The organism is Buttiauxella warmboldiae (genome assembly GCF_003818135.1).
Taxonomy (GTDB): domain Bacteria; phylum Pseudomonadota; class Gammaproteobacteria; order Enterobacterales; family Enterobacteriaceae; genus Buttiauxella; species Buttiauxella warmboldiae.
This window is the reverse complement of record NZ_RPOH01000026.1, coordinates 16,612-30,964: the sequence shown is the minus strand read 5'-3', so window position 1 is coordinate 30,964 and position 14,353 is coordinate 16,612. Positions and strand designations below refer to the sequence as shown.

The following is a 14,353-nucleotide window of genomic DNA, read 5'->3' as shown; positions in this document are numbered from 1 at the left end:
GGGTCTCTTTTTTTGGATAAGCAAAATGCCATACACACCGATGAGCGATCTCGGGCAGCAGGGGCTGTTTGATATTACGCGTACCCTGCTGCAGCAACCCGATCTCCCGGCCCTTGCCAGCAGCCTGACGCAGCTGGCGAAGCAGGGGGCGCTGGCGGACAGAGTGAATATTCTGCTTTATCATCCGCTGCACCAGCGCGTGGCCTTTTATGGCCTGGATAACCACGGCAAAGAGCTGCATTACGAAGATGAAATGGTGCTGGCAAATGGGCCGGTGCGGCGGGTGCTTTCGCGCCCGGAAGCGCTAGTTTGCACCCAGGAAGAGTTTAACGACACCTGGCCGCAGGTGATGAATCTCGAACTGTACGCGCCTTTCGGCCGCTACTGCCTGCTGCCGCTGGCCGCTGAAGGCAAAATTTTTGGCGGCTGTGAGTTCATCCGCAATAGCGATCAAAACTGGACGGATAAAGAGCTCAACCGTCTGCATACGCTGGCGCAGATAGTCGGGCTGGTGGCAGAACAAATCCAGAGCCGTATCGACTCACACCTTGGCTATCAGCAGCTGTGCCGCGAACGTGACGATTTCCGTATCCTGGTCGCGGTGACAAACACCGTGCTGTCAAAGCTCGATCTTGATGAACTGATCGGCGAGATTGCCCGCGAGATCCATCACTACTTCTCCATTGATTCCATCAGCATTGTTTTGCGCGGCAACCGCAAAGACCGGCTGACGGTCTATTCCACCCACTTTGTCGATGAGCAGTCGCCAATCCACGACCAAAGCGATGTGGCCCTGACGGGTACGCTCTCCGAACGGGTGTTTAAAAGCGGCGAAATGCTGCTGTTAAACCTCAATCAAGGCGACAGGCTTGCGCCCTATGAACGCATGCTGTTTGAAATGTGGGGCAACCAAATCCAGACGCTGTGCCTGCTGCCGCTCACTTTCGGCAATAACATGCTGGGCGTGTTGAAACTGGCGCAATGCAAGGCGGGCGTCTTCACCCCGCAAAACCTCAAGCTGCTGCGCCAGATTGCCGAGCGTATCGCGATTGCGGTAGATAACGCGCTGGCGTATCAGGAAATCAACCGCCTGAAAGAAAACCTGGTGGATGAGAACCTCTATCTCACCGAACAGATCAATAATGTCGCCAGTGATTTTGGGGAAATTATTGGCCGCAGCGACGTGATGTCCAACGTGCTTAAACAGGTTGAGATGGTGGCCAAAAGCGATAGCACCGTGCTGATCCTTGGTGAAACGGGGACGGGCAAGGAGCTGATTGCCCGAGCCATTCACAACCTGAGCGAGCGCAACAGCCGCCGGATGGTGAAAATTAACTGTGCGGCAATGCCCGCGGGGCTGCTGGAAAGCGACCTGTTCGGCCACGAGCGCGGGGCATTTACCGGCGCTAACACCCAGCGCATCGGGCGTTTTGAGCTGGCGGATAAAAGCTCGCTGTTCCTTGATGAAGTCGGCGATATGCCGCTGGAGCTGCAGCCGAAGCTGCTGCGCGTGCTTCAGGAACAAGAATTTGAGCGCCTTGGCAGCAATAAAGTGCAGCAGGTGGATGTGCGCTTAATCGCCGCCACCAACCGCAATCTTAAAGAGATGGTGGCGGAGCGCGAGTTTCGCAGCGATCTTTACTACCGCCTGAACGTGTTCCCGATTATGCTGCCGCCGCTGCGCGAGCGCCCGGAAGATATTCCGCTGCTGGTGAAATCCTTCACCTTTAAAATCGCCCATCGCATGAACCGCAATATTGACAGCATTCCGGCTGAAACCCTGCGTGCGCTCAGCCGTATGGACTGGCCGGGCAACGTGCGCGAGCTGGAAAACGTCATCGAACGCGCGGTGCTGCTGACCCGGGGCAATGTGCTGCATCTCTCCTTGCCTGAAATGGACTATCAGCCGCCGCAAGAAAAACCGGCACCGCTGGTGGCGAGCGAAGAGTTTCGTGAAGGGGAAAATGAGACGCAGAGAATTTTGCGCGTGCTCAAAGAGACCAACGGCGTGGTTGCTGGCCCGCGCGGTGCGGCGCAACGTTTAGGGTTAAAGCGCACCACGCTGCTTTCACGTATGAAACGTTTGGGGATTGATAAAGAGGGAAATTAACCGGAAACTGGTGATATCTCTGATTTGTATAATTGACAGGCGTTGACTATGGCTCTGATCCCGAAAAACTACACGCGGCTGGAAAGCGGCTATCGTGAAAAAGCATTAAAAATCTACCCGTGGGTATGCGGGCGCTGTTCGCGTGAGTTTGTTTATTCAAACCTGCGCGAGCTGACGGTTCACCATATCGACCATGATCATACCAATAACCCGGAAGACGGCAGCAACTGGGAGCTATTGTGCCTGTACTGCCACGACCATGAGCATTCCAAATACACCGAAGCCGACCAATACGGCACGCGTGTAGTAGCGGGTGAAGACGCTCAAAAAGAGGTCGGCGAAGCGACCTATAATCCCTTCGCGGATTTAAAATCGCTGCTTAATAAAAAGAAATAATTATTCGGTGGGCAAGCTTAACGCTGCCCACCGTTTTTGCTGGCCGCTCTAAGCCCAGCTTTAATTTGATTGAAAATAAATTTTTCCCGCTTCTGGTATATCTCAGGTGTGGATAAAGTATTTCTGGTTATATAAATATTTCGTTTGCAGTAATGGCAGAAGAACGCGGCGCATTTCATGAGGATTTTATTTATTTTTAAACTGCGGTCATGATGGCTATAATCAAAGTGAAATCATTGACCGAGGAAAACTGATGCCGTTATCTGCCCCCGCCAAACCGGATGACTCAATTGAGCGCCTGCTCGCCGCGCTGCTGCCGGAAAGCCATGAAATAAATGTGGTGCCGCGCAAGAGATTGCACTGGGAATACAAAGGAGAAGCGCAACTGTATCTCTTTATGCAAGGGGAAGTTTCGGTTTTACGCGCCACCGACGGGCTGGTGATTGCCAGCGCCTATGATTCACATCTGTTTGGTCTGGCTGAATCACTGCAATCGCTGCGCTGCCATATTCTGCGTGTCGAAACCGCATCAACCATACTGCGTGTCGGTGTGGGCAAGGCGATGGAGATATTCGATCGGCAAAATCTGTGGCGCGACGTCGCCATTACCCTGGCCTACTTTAATAGCTATCTCTTTTACCGCAATGACCTGGTGGTGCAGCAACGCACCTATTCTGTGATTCGCGATCATTTACAGGAGATGATTCAGCTGCCGCTCGCCACAAGAATGCGCACCTCTATTCTTGAGTATATTCAGGAAAGAACGCATTTATCACGCAGCAGCGTGCTCAATGTTATCTTTGCGCTGAAGTCAGGAAGCTATATTGAGGTTAAAAGAGGCGGTTATTTAATCGCTATGAAGCATTTGCCTGAGAAATTTTGATAGCAGCACGAAAAGTGAAGCTATTATTTTTTAGCCCAGCGTGTTAATGGTTTTTCTCCATTACAGAGTGATGCGGCAAACCGGATTTATTTAAAAATAAACTTATTAGAAATTTAAGCGGGCGAACTCTTGCCTTATTATTCCTGTCAACAAACTTATGGCAATTTAATTCTGAGTCGTTTGCTCAGATATTAGGATATGTTAGGGAATATATGAAAAAGACTCTTGTCGCTTTAATCGTGCTGAATGTCTGCGCCGTTTCTAACGTATTTGCTGCGGCAGATGCGAACACCTGGTACGGCGGCGCTAAAATGGGCTGGTCGCACTATTTTGATGCCAGCGGCGATAAAAACTTCAGCGATAACGCCAGCAGCGCCACCGACTTTGATTTCGATAAAGACAACGCCAGCGGCGGCGTGTTTGCCGGTTATCAGGTGCTTCCGTGGTTAGCCGTTGAAGGTGGCTACGACTACCTTGGGAATATGGGCATTAACGGCAACAACGGCGTCGCGGGCGCGAAAATGAAGAGCCAGGGCCTGCAGCTCTCTGTGAAAGCCAGCTACGGCCTGACGGATAGCTGGGATATTTACGGTCGCGCAGGTGTGATGGGTTACCGCGCCGAAACCAATAATGCGGGCCATAACAACTTTGAAACCGGTGTGCGCCCGCTGGCCGCGCTCGGTACTGAATATGCCTTTACTAAAAACTGGGCTGGCCGTCTGGAATACCAGTGGGTCAGCAATGTGGGCAACGCTAACCAGATTGGCATCAGCAGCGATGTAAGCTCTGTATCAGCGGGCATTGTCTATCGCTTTGGCCAGCATGATGACGCCGTTATCGCCCCTGCTGCAGCGCCAGCGGCGGCAGTGCCTGAAGTGAAAAAATTCAATCTGAAATCTGATGTGCTGTTTGGCTTTAACTCAGCGCAGCTGACCGCAGAGGGCCATGGGGCAATTCAGCAGCTGTATCACAGCCCTGAGATGCAGGCGGCGAAAAACAGTGCGACAACGGTCGTCGGCTACAGTGACCGCCTGGGAGCGGCCGATTACAACCAGCAGCTTTCTGCGCAACGTGCGCAAGCCGTCGTTGATGCGCTGGTAGCACAAGGAATGTCAGTTCAAAGCGTGCATGCGCAGGGGCGTGGTGAAAGCGATTCCGTCACCGGCAGCAGCTGCGACAGCCATATGCCGAAATCCCAGCTTGTTGACTGCCTGGCGCCAGATCGTCGCGTAGTGGTTGAGATTGCGGGCGAGCAGTAAGCATTATTCGTCAGCGCATGCGGTGCAAATGCACGCTGCACAGAGAGAAGCGCCTGAATACGTTGCCCGGCATCTTTGCCGGGTTTTTTTTGGCGTTATGGCTTCTGTTTTGCCAGCCAGACGGCACCCAGCATCCCCGCTTTATTCCCCAGTTTGCAGGGGCGAATCGGCACTTTCAGCACGTCCCAGAATTTAAATCCTTCCAGGTGGCGCTCCAGCATGGGATAGAGCATCGGTTGGGTACTGACGCCGCCGCCCAGTAAAATGGCCTGCGGATCAAATAGCGATACCACGCTATAAATCCCACGTGCCAGATGCTTCACCCAGTTGTCGATAACCCCCTGAATATGCAGATCCGTTTCGGCGCGGGCAAAGATCTCTTTGCCGTGGATTTTTTCTTCTGCGGGAATATTCATTTCACGTCGACAGGCTTCCATCAGCCCCCTGGCCGACGCCAGCTGATGCATATCTTCGCCATATTTGCCGACCGGCAACACGCCGAACTCCCCGGCGCGGAAGTGCGAGCCACGCATCAATTCGCGATCGACGATAATGCCGCCGCCGATGCCGGTGCCAATCGTCACGCAGACCAGCGAATCATATTCGTTACCTGCACCGAGCCACATTTCGCCGAGTGCGGCGCAGTTTGCATCGTTTTCTACGGTAATGGGAAGGTCCGTCAGCTCACCAAAAATCTCCAGCAAATTGCTGCCATCCAGGAACTCCAGCGCTCCTGCCTTAGGGACATTTCCGGTATGGGGATTGATATAGCCGGGGAAGCTGATAGCAATACCCGCAATTTCATTATGTTGCCTGTATCCCGCCACCACGCTTTGCCAGGCATTCAGAAACTGCTGGCGGTCGTAGTGGGTATCATACTCTTCGGCGATCAGCACCTCCCCCTCTTCGGTGAATAAACCATGCTTCACATGGGTACCGCCTACATCGAAACTGATAAACAGGCGCATGAGCAATCCTTGTAGCGAAACGGGAAAAGGTAAACTTTAAGTATGTATCAAAACCCATAACCTGCAGGCTGATTACTCCTAATCCGCTCATTGCCAATCCGTGACCTGCGTCGTAAAGCGCTTAAACACTGGCGAAGAAACCCGCGCCGACGACTACGCTTGAGAGTGCAAACCGACAAGGAGACTAAGATGACAAATAATCCTCCCGATACCCGCATTATCCCGGGCGAGTATGGTTTTCCGCTCAAGCTTAAACCGCGTTACGACAACTTTATTGGTGGCCAATGGGTTCCACCGGTCGACGGCAAATATGACGAAAACCTGACCCCGGTCACCGGTCAGCGGCTATGCGAGATTGCCAGCTCCAGCAAAGGCGATATTGATTTGGCGCTTGATGCCGCGCACGATGCGAAAGCCGCCTGGGGCAGCATGCCCGTGCAGGAGCGCGCCAATATCCTGCTAAAAATTGCCGATCGCATGGAGCAGAACATCGAGCTGCTGGCGGCGGCGGAAACCTGGGATAACGGCAAGCCGATTCGTGAAACCAGCGGCGCAGACGTGCCTCTGGCTATCGACCATTTCCGCTATTTTGCCTCCTGTATTCGTGCGCAAGAAGGTGGGATCAGCGAAGTTGACGGCGACACGGTGGCGTATCACTTCCATGAACCGCTTGGTGTGGTCGCGCAGATTATTCCGTGGAACTTCCCACTGCTGATGGCGAGCTGGAAGATGGCTCCGGCGCTGGCGGCAGGTAACTGCATTGTGCTCAAACCGGCACGCTTAACCCCGCTGTCGGTCCTGTTATTGATGGAGCTGGTGGGTGATTTACTGCCGCCAGGCGTGATTAACGTGGTGAACGGTGCCGGAGGGGAAATCGGCGAATATCTGGCAACTTCAAAACGCATCGCTAAAGTGGCGTTCACCGGCTCTACCGAAGTGGGCCAGCAGATCATGCAGTATGCCACCCGGAACATTATCCCGGTCACGCTGGAGCTGGGCGGCAAATCCCCGAATATCTTCTTTGCTGATGTGATGGACGAAGAGGATGCCTTCTTCGACAAAGCGCTGGAAGGTTTTGCGCTGTTTGCCTTCAACCAGGGCGAAGTTTGCACCTGCCCGAGCCGCGCACTGGTGCAGGAATCTATTTACGAACGCTTTATGGAACGCGCCATCCGCCGGGTGGAATCGATCCGCAGTGGAAACCCGCTGGATGTGAACACACAGATGGGCGCGCAGGTATCCCAGGGGCAGATGGAAACCATTCTGAACTATATTGATATCGGTAAAAAAGAGGGCGCAGATGTGCTGACCGGCGGGCGCCGTAAAATACTGGATGGCGATCTGCAAGCGGGCTACTACCTTGAGCCAACTATTCTGTTTGGCAAAAATAACATGCGCGTTTTCCAGGAAGAGATCTTCGGACCCGTGCTCGCGGTGACGACCTTTAAAACGATGGAAGAGGCGCTGGAGCTGGCGAACGATACCGAATATGGCCTGGGGGCGGGCGTCTGGAGCCGCAACGGCAATCTGGCCTATAAAATGGGCCGCGGGATTCAGGCGGGGCGGGTATGGACTAACTGTTACCACGCTTATCCGGCCCATGCTGCGTTCGGTGGCTACAAACAATCCGGTATCGGGCGTGAAACCCATAAAATGATGCTGGACCATTATCAGCAAACCAAGTGCCTGCTGGTGAGCTATTCCGATAAGCCATTAGGGTTGTTCTGATGGTGGATCCCTTTCCTCTATTCAGGAAAGGGATTCTAATAGCATTGTTAAATAAAGTGAGTGCGAAATTAATCGTACAAACAGGCCGTTGATTTCAAAATATCCGCGTGCTGGTAGATATCGTCTAAAGATGTTATTGGATGACGAGTTTCATTTTTATCTGCATCAAAAATACCAATGTATTTTTGATTGCGATTGAAATGTAAGCGGCATATTGGTTTGCGATTATTATCATCAAGTAAAATACCAAAATAGCTTTTCGTATCTCGCTGGCTGATTCGCCCTGCCTCAACTACTGTGCGTACTATTGATTTAACGATGTGGTAGCCCTCAAGCTCCTCAAGTGTAGTCTGGATTTCGTTCTCATCAGAAACTTCTTGCTCTCCATTGTATGGTTCAGGTGATGTTTCTGAAGCCACTACAGGAACTTGTATCCCGTTCATGGCCGATTTTAACCTTTCGTTTATCTGATCATTTAAGAACTGAGTCGTTGCTTTTTTTGTTAGCGCTGTAAAAGAATCACGAACTTTTTGTGTGATAATTCCGTCATAGACTCTTGATGCGAAGAATCGGACAAAGTCTTCATCAGGAGTAGAAAATTGAGCATTAATTAATTTTTTAATTTGACTAACATATTTCAGCTCACCTGCAGCATTAATAATCGATTCAACATCAAATGCAGATTTAGTTAGTTTGCGTAATTCTGGTAGCACATACTCATCAATATCTAATAAATCGAATTCAAGAAAAGGTTTTTCATCCATTTTATTAGGAGAATCAAGATCGGTGAAAAATTTATAAACTTGACCATTAGTTAGAATGGAAATACGTGCATTTGTGACGTGAAAATATCTGAATAATTGTGATGCGTGGTTTAGATTGAGCGCATCACCTATTTTTTTACATTCAATAAGAATTTGCACTTCGCCATTTTTAAAAATAGCATAATCGATCTTTTCACCTTTTTTAGTTCCCACATCACAGATAAACTCAGGAACAACTTCAGTGGGATCAAAAACATCATAACCTAATACATTATGGATAAATGGCATCACAAATGCTGTTTTTGTTGCTTCTTCAGTTTGAATTGCACTTGCTTGTTGTTTTATTTTTTCCGAAAGTGTATTTAATTTTTCCATAAAATCCATGGGTTATGCCTCAAAAATGGGTATCCATTGATACTCCTTTATGCAGGAAAATAAAAACTTGATATACATCACTTTGATCAACGTAATAGTCTAATTAAGCTAATTTTTTATCGATTTCTCTGGTGTTCAAGATTCTTGTTAGCTTTACAATAAAACCTTCTCCATATAGATAGAGAAGGTTTCTGTTTGCTGTGCGTTACATTGCTGCCAGATAAATAGCCACGATCTCTTCATGTGTCGCTTGTACTGGATTGGTCAATCCGCAGGCATCTTTCAGGGCGTTGGTCGCCAGTTCGGCAATATCTTTTTCTTTCACGCCCAGCTGGCGCAGACCGGCGGGTATATTGACGCTGCTTGCCAGCTCCTGAATGGCGCTGATACAGACTTGAGCACCTTCAGCATCGGACATGTTTGTCACCTCCACCCCCATTGCAGCGGCAACATCCCGCAGGCGTCCCGCGGCGGCAGAGCTATTAAATTGCTGCACGTAGGGTAGCAGGACTGCATTGCATACGCCGTGTGGTAAATCGTAGAAGCCACCAAGCTGGTGGGCCATCGCATGAACATAACCTAGAGAGGCATTATTAAATGCCATGCCTGCAAGGAACTGCGCATAGGCCATCTCTTCACGTGCTTGTGTGTTATCGCCATGGGCTACTGCGACAGGCAGGGAGCGGCAGATCATGGCGATCGCTTTGAGCGCACAGGCATCGGTAATGGGCGTTGCGGCAATCGAAACGTAAGCTTCGATCGCATGAGTCAGAGCGTCCATACCGGTCGCGGCGGTTAACGATTGCGGCATACCGACCATCAGTGCAGAGTCGTTAACGGACAGGATGGGTGTGACATGCTTATCGACAATCGCCATTTTAATGTGGCGCTTTTCATCAGTGATGATACAAAAGCGCGTCATTTCTGAGGCGGTGCCTGCTGTGGTATTGATAGCAACGAGCGGCAGCTGTGGGTGTTGAGAACGATCGACGCCTTCGTAATCACTAATTTTTCCGCCATTGGTCGCCACCAGCGCAATGCCTTTGGCGCAGTCATGAGGTGAGCCGCCGCCTAGCGAAATCACGCAGTCGCAATGATGCTGGCACAGCAGTGCCAGCCCGGCTTCAACGTTGCTGGTGGTGGGGTTAGGGTGAGTGCCGTCAAAGACGAAGCTTTGAATATTGCGGCTTGCCAGGGCCTGCTGCAGGTTTTTCGCCAGGCCCTGAGCTGAGAGCGTGATATCGGTGACGATTAAGGCGCGCTGCATGCCGTATTCGCGCAGGTGATTTAATGCATCGTCCAGGCAGTGGGTGCCGATGATGTTGACGGAAGGGATAAAAAATGTGGTAGCAGCCATAATAACTTCCCTTAGTTAATGATGATTGCTGACAACATATTCCTCTAAACGGAAAATTAAAGTTCAATAGCCGCTAAATGTAATCGAAGCCGCAAAAATAATCAGCCTGGCATTGGTGTTGTTTATAATATTTTATATATCATATAGATAACTACATCACTGAGAGTTTATTCCAGTGACGTAGCTATAGGGGAGGGTTTATTTTCCTGTCATAAATAGGGCTTGATCACGCAGCAAATGGTCGTTCCCACGGCGGCGGGTAAAGCCAATTCGGTCAAAGTACTCGAGGATTTGCACCGCAAGTTTGCGACCGACGCCGAGACTGTCACGGAAATCCGCCGCGCTGGTAGCGCCCTGCGTTTGATCCAATTCGCGGATCAAATTAGCGAAGGTTTGAATCCGATCGTTGCGGTAATAACGATCTTTTAAGATCGCCGTTACCAGCCCGAGCTGTGCGGCAAAGCGCAGCAACTGGCGCATGGTTTGTTCATCTTGCTGCGTTTCCCGCGCCAGATCGCGCACCCACCACGGGTCATCGCCAAACAGCACATCTACTTTTTCCCATATCGCCAGTTGTTCGGCGGAGAAACCCGGTTTGTGGTCTGGAAGATGCAGCCAGCCCTGGCGACTTGCGAGCAACTCTTCCTGACGCATTTTCTCGATTAACGCCAGAACCAGCGGTTCGTCTTCGCCAGGCAACGCCATGCGGCGCAGGCGCTCGCGCCCGGGGCCTGGCTGGTCGTCATGCTGTTGATGATAGCGCTCGAGGGCATCCAGCAGTTTCTGCTGCCAGCGTGCGGCAAGCGCCTCGCTAAGCAGGCTGTTGCCCGCGCGCAGATAATCGCTTCTGTTCAGCAGCTCCTGCAAACCCTGGGAGGTGAGCTGCCGCGCCCAGGAGAAATCCGGCAATGTCACGGCGCTACGCTGCAAATGAATGTCGAGCGCAAACCGATCGTTTTCTGCCTGTTTTAACTGGTGTAGCCAGTTCAAAAATGCAGGCTGGCGCTTGCCGCGACGTGGGGCATGCAGAAGAATGGCTCGCGCACCGGCAAGAGTGGCGCGGGCGCTGATATCACGTAGTACCAGGCGGTCGTTGTCTGCAAGCCACAGCGGAACATCCAACACCAGTTCAGCCAGGTCATCTTCCAGCAGCGAGATACGCCCGGTGACGTGGCTTGCGGCATGATGAATATGCAGCGGTTGCCACTGCTGCAGCGGTGCATGGCTTTGTAGTTGAACAATTACGCGCTCCACCGGCTGGAGTGGTCGTTGCGCCAGTAACCAGTCGCCGCGTTTGATCTCCATTTTTTCCGCATCACCGCTGATATTCAGAGCGATACGTTGCCCGGCAGACGCCGTTTCTGTTTTGCTGTTTTGCGCATGCAGGCCGCGCACGCGCATCGGCTTATCGGCGCCGGTTAACCACAGCGTGTCGCCAATGTTGACTTCGCCGCTTAACGCGGTACCGGTGACCACCAGACCTGCGCCTTTCACCGTAAATGCGCGGTCAATGGCGAGGCGGAAGCGATGGTGGCGCGGATGAGGGCGTTCCGGTAGCGCAAGCAGGTGAGCGCGCAGCTCATCAATGCCGATGCCGCTGGTGGCTGCGGTGACAAACAAAGCAGCATCTTGCCAGCCAAATTCTTTGACCGTTTCCAGCACTGATTCACGGACTTCATCGATACGCGCTTCGCTCACCCGGTCGGCTTTGGTTAAAGCCACGGTCAGCGACGGTTTGCCGGTTAATTGCAAAATGGCAAGATGCTCACGGGTTTGAGCCATCACGCCATCGTCGCAGGCGACGACCAGCAGCGCATGGTCAATACCCCCTACGCCTGCCAGCATATTGGCGAGGAATTTTTCATGCCCTGGCACGTCGATGAAACCGGGAATTCGGCCGTCGGGCTGTGGCCAGTAAGCGTAGCCCAGGTCGATGGTCATGCCGCGCTTTTTCTCTTCCGGCAGACGGTCAGCATTCACGCCGGTTAAGGCCTGCAGCAGGGTGGTTTTGCCGTGGTCAACATGCCCGGCGGTTGCAATAATCACGGGTGTAAATTCTCCAGCAGGCCAGCTTCATCTTCAAGACAGCGCAAATCGAGCCATAAACGCCCATCGCTGATGCGGCCAATAATGGGTTTAGCCAGTTCGCGCAGGCTTTGGGTGAGCGTGGCAAGCGTGGTGCCACGGCCATCTTTAGGGGTGAAAGTTAACGCCGCGCTCGGTAGCCTGTCCACAGGCAGAGAGCCGCTGCCAATTTGCGATAAACAGGGTTCGACAAGCAGGGTGAAATGTTCGCCAAATTTGCCTTCAAACGCAGGTAGCAGCCGTTGCGCGAGCGTTGTGATTTCGCCGGCATCACGCGTTAATAGGCGCAACGTCGGCAATCTTGCGGCCAGCGTTTCCGGGTGCTGATATAAGCGCAGGGTGGCTTCCAGTGCCGCCAGCGTCATTTTATCGGCGCGTAAAGCGCGTTTCAGCGGGTGCTGTTGGATACGGGCGATAAGCTCTTTTTTGCCAACAATAATCCCCGCCTGCGGGCCACCGAGCAGCTTGTCCCCGGAAAAACTCACCAGGCTTACGCCTGCAGCTATCAGCTGCTGCGGCATCGGTTCTTCCGGTAGCCCCCATTGGCTAAGATCGACCAGCGAGCCGCTGCCTAAATCGGTGACAACCGGAATGTTCAGCTCGTTGCCAAGCTCCACCAGTTCGGCCTCGCTGACGGTTTTAGTAAAGCCCGCAACCTGATAGTTGCTGGTGTGGACTTTCATCAGCAATGCGGTGTTTTCGCCCGCCGCCTGGCGATAATCTTTCAGATGGGTACGGTTGGTGGTGCCGACTTCGACAAGCTGGCAACCGGCCTGGCGCATCACATCCGGAATGCGGAACGCGCCGCCAATTTCCACCAGCTCGCCGCGAGAAACCACTACTTCTTCACCGTTGGCGCAGGCTGCCAGCATCAGCAGCACCGCCGCTGCGTTGTTATTGACGATGCAGGCGTCTTCCGCACCGGTCAGCTCGCACAGCAGGCCGGACAAGGCTCTGTCACGATGGCCGCGTTGTGCGCCGTGCAGGTCATATTCCAGCGTCACCGGGTAGCGCATCGCCCGGGTGACCGCTTCAATCGCCGCTTCTGCCTGCAAGGCCCGCCCAAGGTTGGTGTGTAACACCGTGCCGGTCAGGTTAAATACCGGCAGCAAGGCGCTGCGCTGCGCTGAGGCAAGCTGCAACTGAGCATGGGCTGCCCAATCGTCGTTCCAGCAGGGTAGCGCTTGCTGAGTGCGGATATGCTCCCGGGCAATGTTCAGCATCTCACGCAAGATGTTAACCACCTGGGTGTGGCCGAAGGTATTGAGCAAAGTGCTGAAAGAGGCGTCGCGTAATAGCTTATCAATGGCAGGAAGCTGGCTGTACAAGGGGCGATGGGTAGTCATGGCAAGCCGCAGAGTGGTGAAATATCGCGATAGTTTACAGGGGGAGTTGCCCCCCTGTCATGGCGATAGATCATGCCGTCGGCGGTTCGGTACGGGCAAAACTTTCACGTGTGAAAAGTTTCTCTACCAGTTTCACCAGATGCGGGCGCTCCACGCACCAGCCCGGGGAAACGCGCCGGAAGTTGAGGTAGCCCACCGCGCACGCTACCGCGATGGTCGCTACGCTGAGGTTTTCCGCATCCAGTTTTTTATCCGCGGCGTACTGTTCGAGCAGCGTCAGCCCACGGCTGATTTTCTCACGCTGGCGCAGCAGCTCCGTTTCAGATTGTTGCTCAATCGGGCGCTGCCGCTCGCGCACTGAAACCAGCGCTGCGTCCATAATGCCGTCGGCCAGCGCCTCTATCTGGCGCATTTGCAGAGCGGCTAATGGTTCGCGTGGAATAAGAGGTGGGGCGATAGCCAACAGTTCGAGATACTCGGCAATCACCGGGGAGTCGAACCAGCACTGGCCGTCGTCGGTCACCAGCGCCGGGACTTTTCCCAGCGGGTTATATTGCGGCGTGCTGCTTTCTGCCGTCCACGGGTTATCGTTGACAAACTCAAACGTGATGCCCTTTTCCAGCAAGATTACCGATATTTTGCGCACGTATGGGCTGGTGTAATTACCGATAAGTTTCATGACATCGTCCATTTTTAATCGACAAAGGGTAAGTATGGTTCAGGTTGCCTGAAAAAGTAGTACACAGTCGCCTGCCGCTGCGCTGTAGTTTTCAGACAAAATGAAATCCACGCCTCGCCCTGGATCACACTAGTGAACAATGGCATAAAATATTTTGTGAGGTAACTCACATTTAAATAACAAAGTGATAATCGTAAAGTGTGACTTTCATCACATAAAGATGTCAGAGATGAACAAAAAATGGCTGATGCGTTTTTTTTACCCGGCCATTATGTGATTCAGATCGCTAGATCTGGCTTCAGCCTCCCCCGTAATGAGTGATCTTTGTCACACAAATTTGCCACTACTGGACAGCTTAACGATCACGTGCCAGATTTCGCCTCACTAGAGCATCTGGCAACCC

The 14,353-nt window shown here is 52.5% G+C and carries 11 protein-coding genes; 5 read left to right on the top strand and 6 right to left on the bottom strand.

The window, feature by feature from the left end; genetic code table 11:
* Positions 1 to 25: 25 nt before the first annotated feature.
* The 4 genes from flhA to ompA all read left to right on the top strand — a co-directional run bounded on the left by flhA (position 26) and on the right by ompA (position 4,648).
* The gene (flhA, locus tag EHN07_RS07935) at positions 26 to 2,110 is read left to right on the top strand and encodes a formate hydrogenlyase transcriptional activator FlhA (RefSeq protein WP_124023638.1); all 2,085 of its coding nucleotides are present in this window, start codon (positions 26 to 28) and stop codon (positions 2,108 to 2,110) included.
* A 48-nt stretch (positions 2,111 to 2,158) separates the two neighbouring features.
* A complete protein-coding gene (gene yajD / locus EHN07_RS07930) occupies positions 2,159 to 2,506 on the top strand; it encodes an HNH nuclease YajD (RefSeq protein WP_124023637.1) in 348 nt (115 codons plus the stop codon).
* 253 nt (positions 2,507 to 2,759) lie between these two features.
* A complete protein-coding gene (locus EHN07_RS07925; RefSeq protein ID WP_124023636.1) occupies positions 2,760 to 3,389 on the top strand; it encodes a helix-turn-helix domain-containing protein in 630 nt (209 codons plus the stop codon).
* A 212-nt stretch (positions 3,390 to 3,601) separates the two neighbouring features.
* Positions 3,602 to 4,648, top strand: coding sequence for a porin OmpA (ompA, locus tag EHN07_RS07920; protein WP_124023635.1), 1,047 nt, complete (start codon positions 3,602 to 3,604; stop codon positions 4,646 to 4,648).
* A gap of 95 nt (positions 4,649 to 4,743) precedes the next feature.
* Here the strand turns inward: ompA and EHN07_RS07915 are convergent, their stop codons facing one another.
* Positions 4,744 to 5,616 carry an ROK family protein gene (locus tag EHN07_RS07915; protein ID WP_124023634.1) on the bottom strand — a complete coding sequence of 291 codons (873 nt, stop codon included), beginning with the start codon at positions 5,614 to 5,616 and terminating at the stop codon, positions 4,744 to 4,746.
* A gap of 189 nt (positions 5,617 to 5,805) precedes the next feature.
* Between EHN07_RS07915 and exaC the strand changes: the two genes are divergently transcribed.
* Positions 5,806 to 7,344, top strand: a complete 1,539-nt coding sequence (exaC, locus tag EHN07_RS07910; protein WP_124023633.1) for an acetaldehyde dehydrogenase ExaC — start codon at positions 5,806 to 5,808, stop codon at positions 7,342 to 7,344.
* A gap of 68 nt (positions 7,345 to 7,412) precedes the next feature.
* Here exaC and EHN07_RS07905 read toward each other — a convergent pair whose 3' ends face one another.
* The 5 genes from EHN07_RS07905 to EHN07_RS07885 form a co-directional block, all read right to left on the bottom strand.
* Entirely contained in the window at positions 7,413 to 8,492 is a 1,080-nt protein-coding gene (locus tag EHN07_RS07905; protein ID WP_124023632.1) for a type I restriction endonuclease, read from the bottom strand.
* 196 nt (positions 8,493 to 8,688) lie between these two features.
* Positions 8,689 to 9,840: an L-threonine dehydrogenase gene (gene yiaY / locus EHN07_RS07900; RefSeq protein ID WP_124023631.1), complete on the bottom strand. Its 1,152-nt coding sequence runs from the start codon at positions 9,838 to 9,840 to the stop codon at positions 8,689 to 8,691.
* A gap of 198 nt (positions 9,841 to 10,038) precedes the next feature.
* Entirely contained in the window at positions 10,039 to 11,886 is a 1,848-nt protein-coding gene (gene selB, locus EHN07_RS07895) for a selenocysteine-specific translation elongation factor (RefSeq protein WP_124023630.1), read from the bottom strand.
* Positions 11,883 to 13,271: an L-seryl-tRNA(Sec) selenium transferase gene (selA, locus tag EHN07_RS07890; RefSeq protein WP_124023629.1), complete on the bottom strand. Its 1,389-nt coding sequence runs from the start codon at positions 13,269 to 13,271 to the stop codon at positions 11,883 to 11,885. The genes selB and selA overlap by 4 nt, the downstream gene beginning before the upstream one ends.
* Before the next feature lie 70 nt (positions 13,272 to 13,341).
* Complete coding sequence (locus EHN07_RS07885; RefSeq protein ID WP_124023628.1) at positions 13,342 to 13,950, bottom strand: glutathione S-transferase; 609 nt, start codon at positions 13,948 to 13,950, stop codon at positions 13,342 to 13,344.
* Between the last annotated feature and the right edge of the window lie 403 nt (positions 13,951 to 14,353).

What these genes read in the sequence shown, in the direction of transcription:
- flhA (WP_124023638.1), top strand. Translation starts at nt 26, where the DNA reads ATGCCATACACACCGATGAGCGATCTCGGGCAGCAGGGGCTGTTTGAT.
- yajD (WP_124023637.1), top strand. Translation starts at nt 2,159, where the DNA reads ATGGCTCTGATCCCGAAAAACTACACGCGGCTGGAAAGCGGCTATCGT.
- EHN07_RS07925 (WP_124023636.1), top strand. Translation starts at nt 2,760, where the DNA reads ATGCCGTTATCTGCCCCCGCCAAACCGGATGACTCAATTGAGCGCCTG.
- ompA (WP_124023635.1), top strand. Translation starts at nt 3,602, where the DNA reads ATGAAAAAGACTCTTGTCGCTTTAATCGTGCTGAATGTCTGCGCCGTT.
- EHN07_RS07915 (WP_124023634.1), bottom strand. Translation starts at nt 5,616, where the DNA reads ATGCGCCTGTTTATCAGTTTCGATGTAGGCGGTACCCATGTGAAGCAT.
- exaC (WP_124023633.1), top strand. Translation starts at nt 5,806, where the DNA reads ATGACAAATAATCCTCCCGATACCCGCATTATCCCGGGCGAGTATGGT.
- EHN07_RS07905 (WP_124023632.1), bottom strand. Translation starts at nt 8,492, where the DNA reads ATGGATTTTATGGAAAAATTAAATACACTTTCGGAAAAAATAAAACAA.
- yiaY (WP_124023631.1), bottom strand. Translation starts at nt 9,840, where the DNA reads ATGGCTGCTACCACATTTTTTATCCCTTCCGTCAACATCATCGGCACC.
- selA (WP_124023629.1), bottom strand. Translation starts at nt 13,271, where the DNA reads ATGACTACCCATCGCCCCTTGTACAGCCAGCTTCCTGCCATTGATAAG.
- EHN07_RS07885 (WP_124023628.1), bottom strand. Translation starts at nt 13,950, where the DNA reads ATGAAACTTATCGGTAATTACACCAGCCCATACGTGCGCAAAATATCG.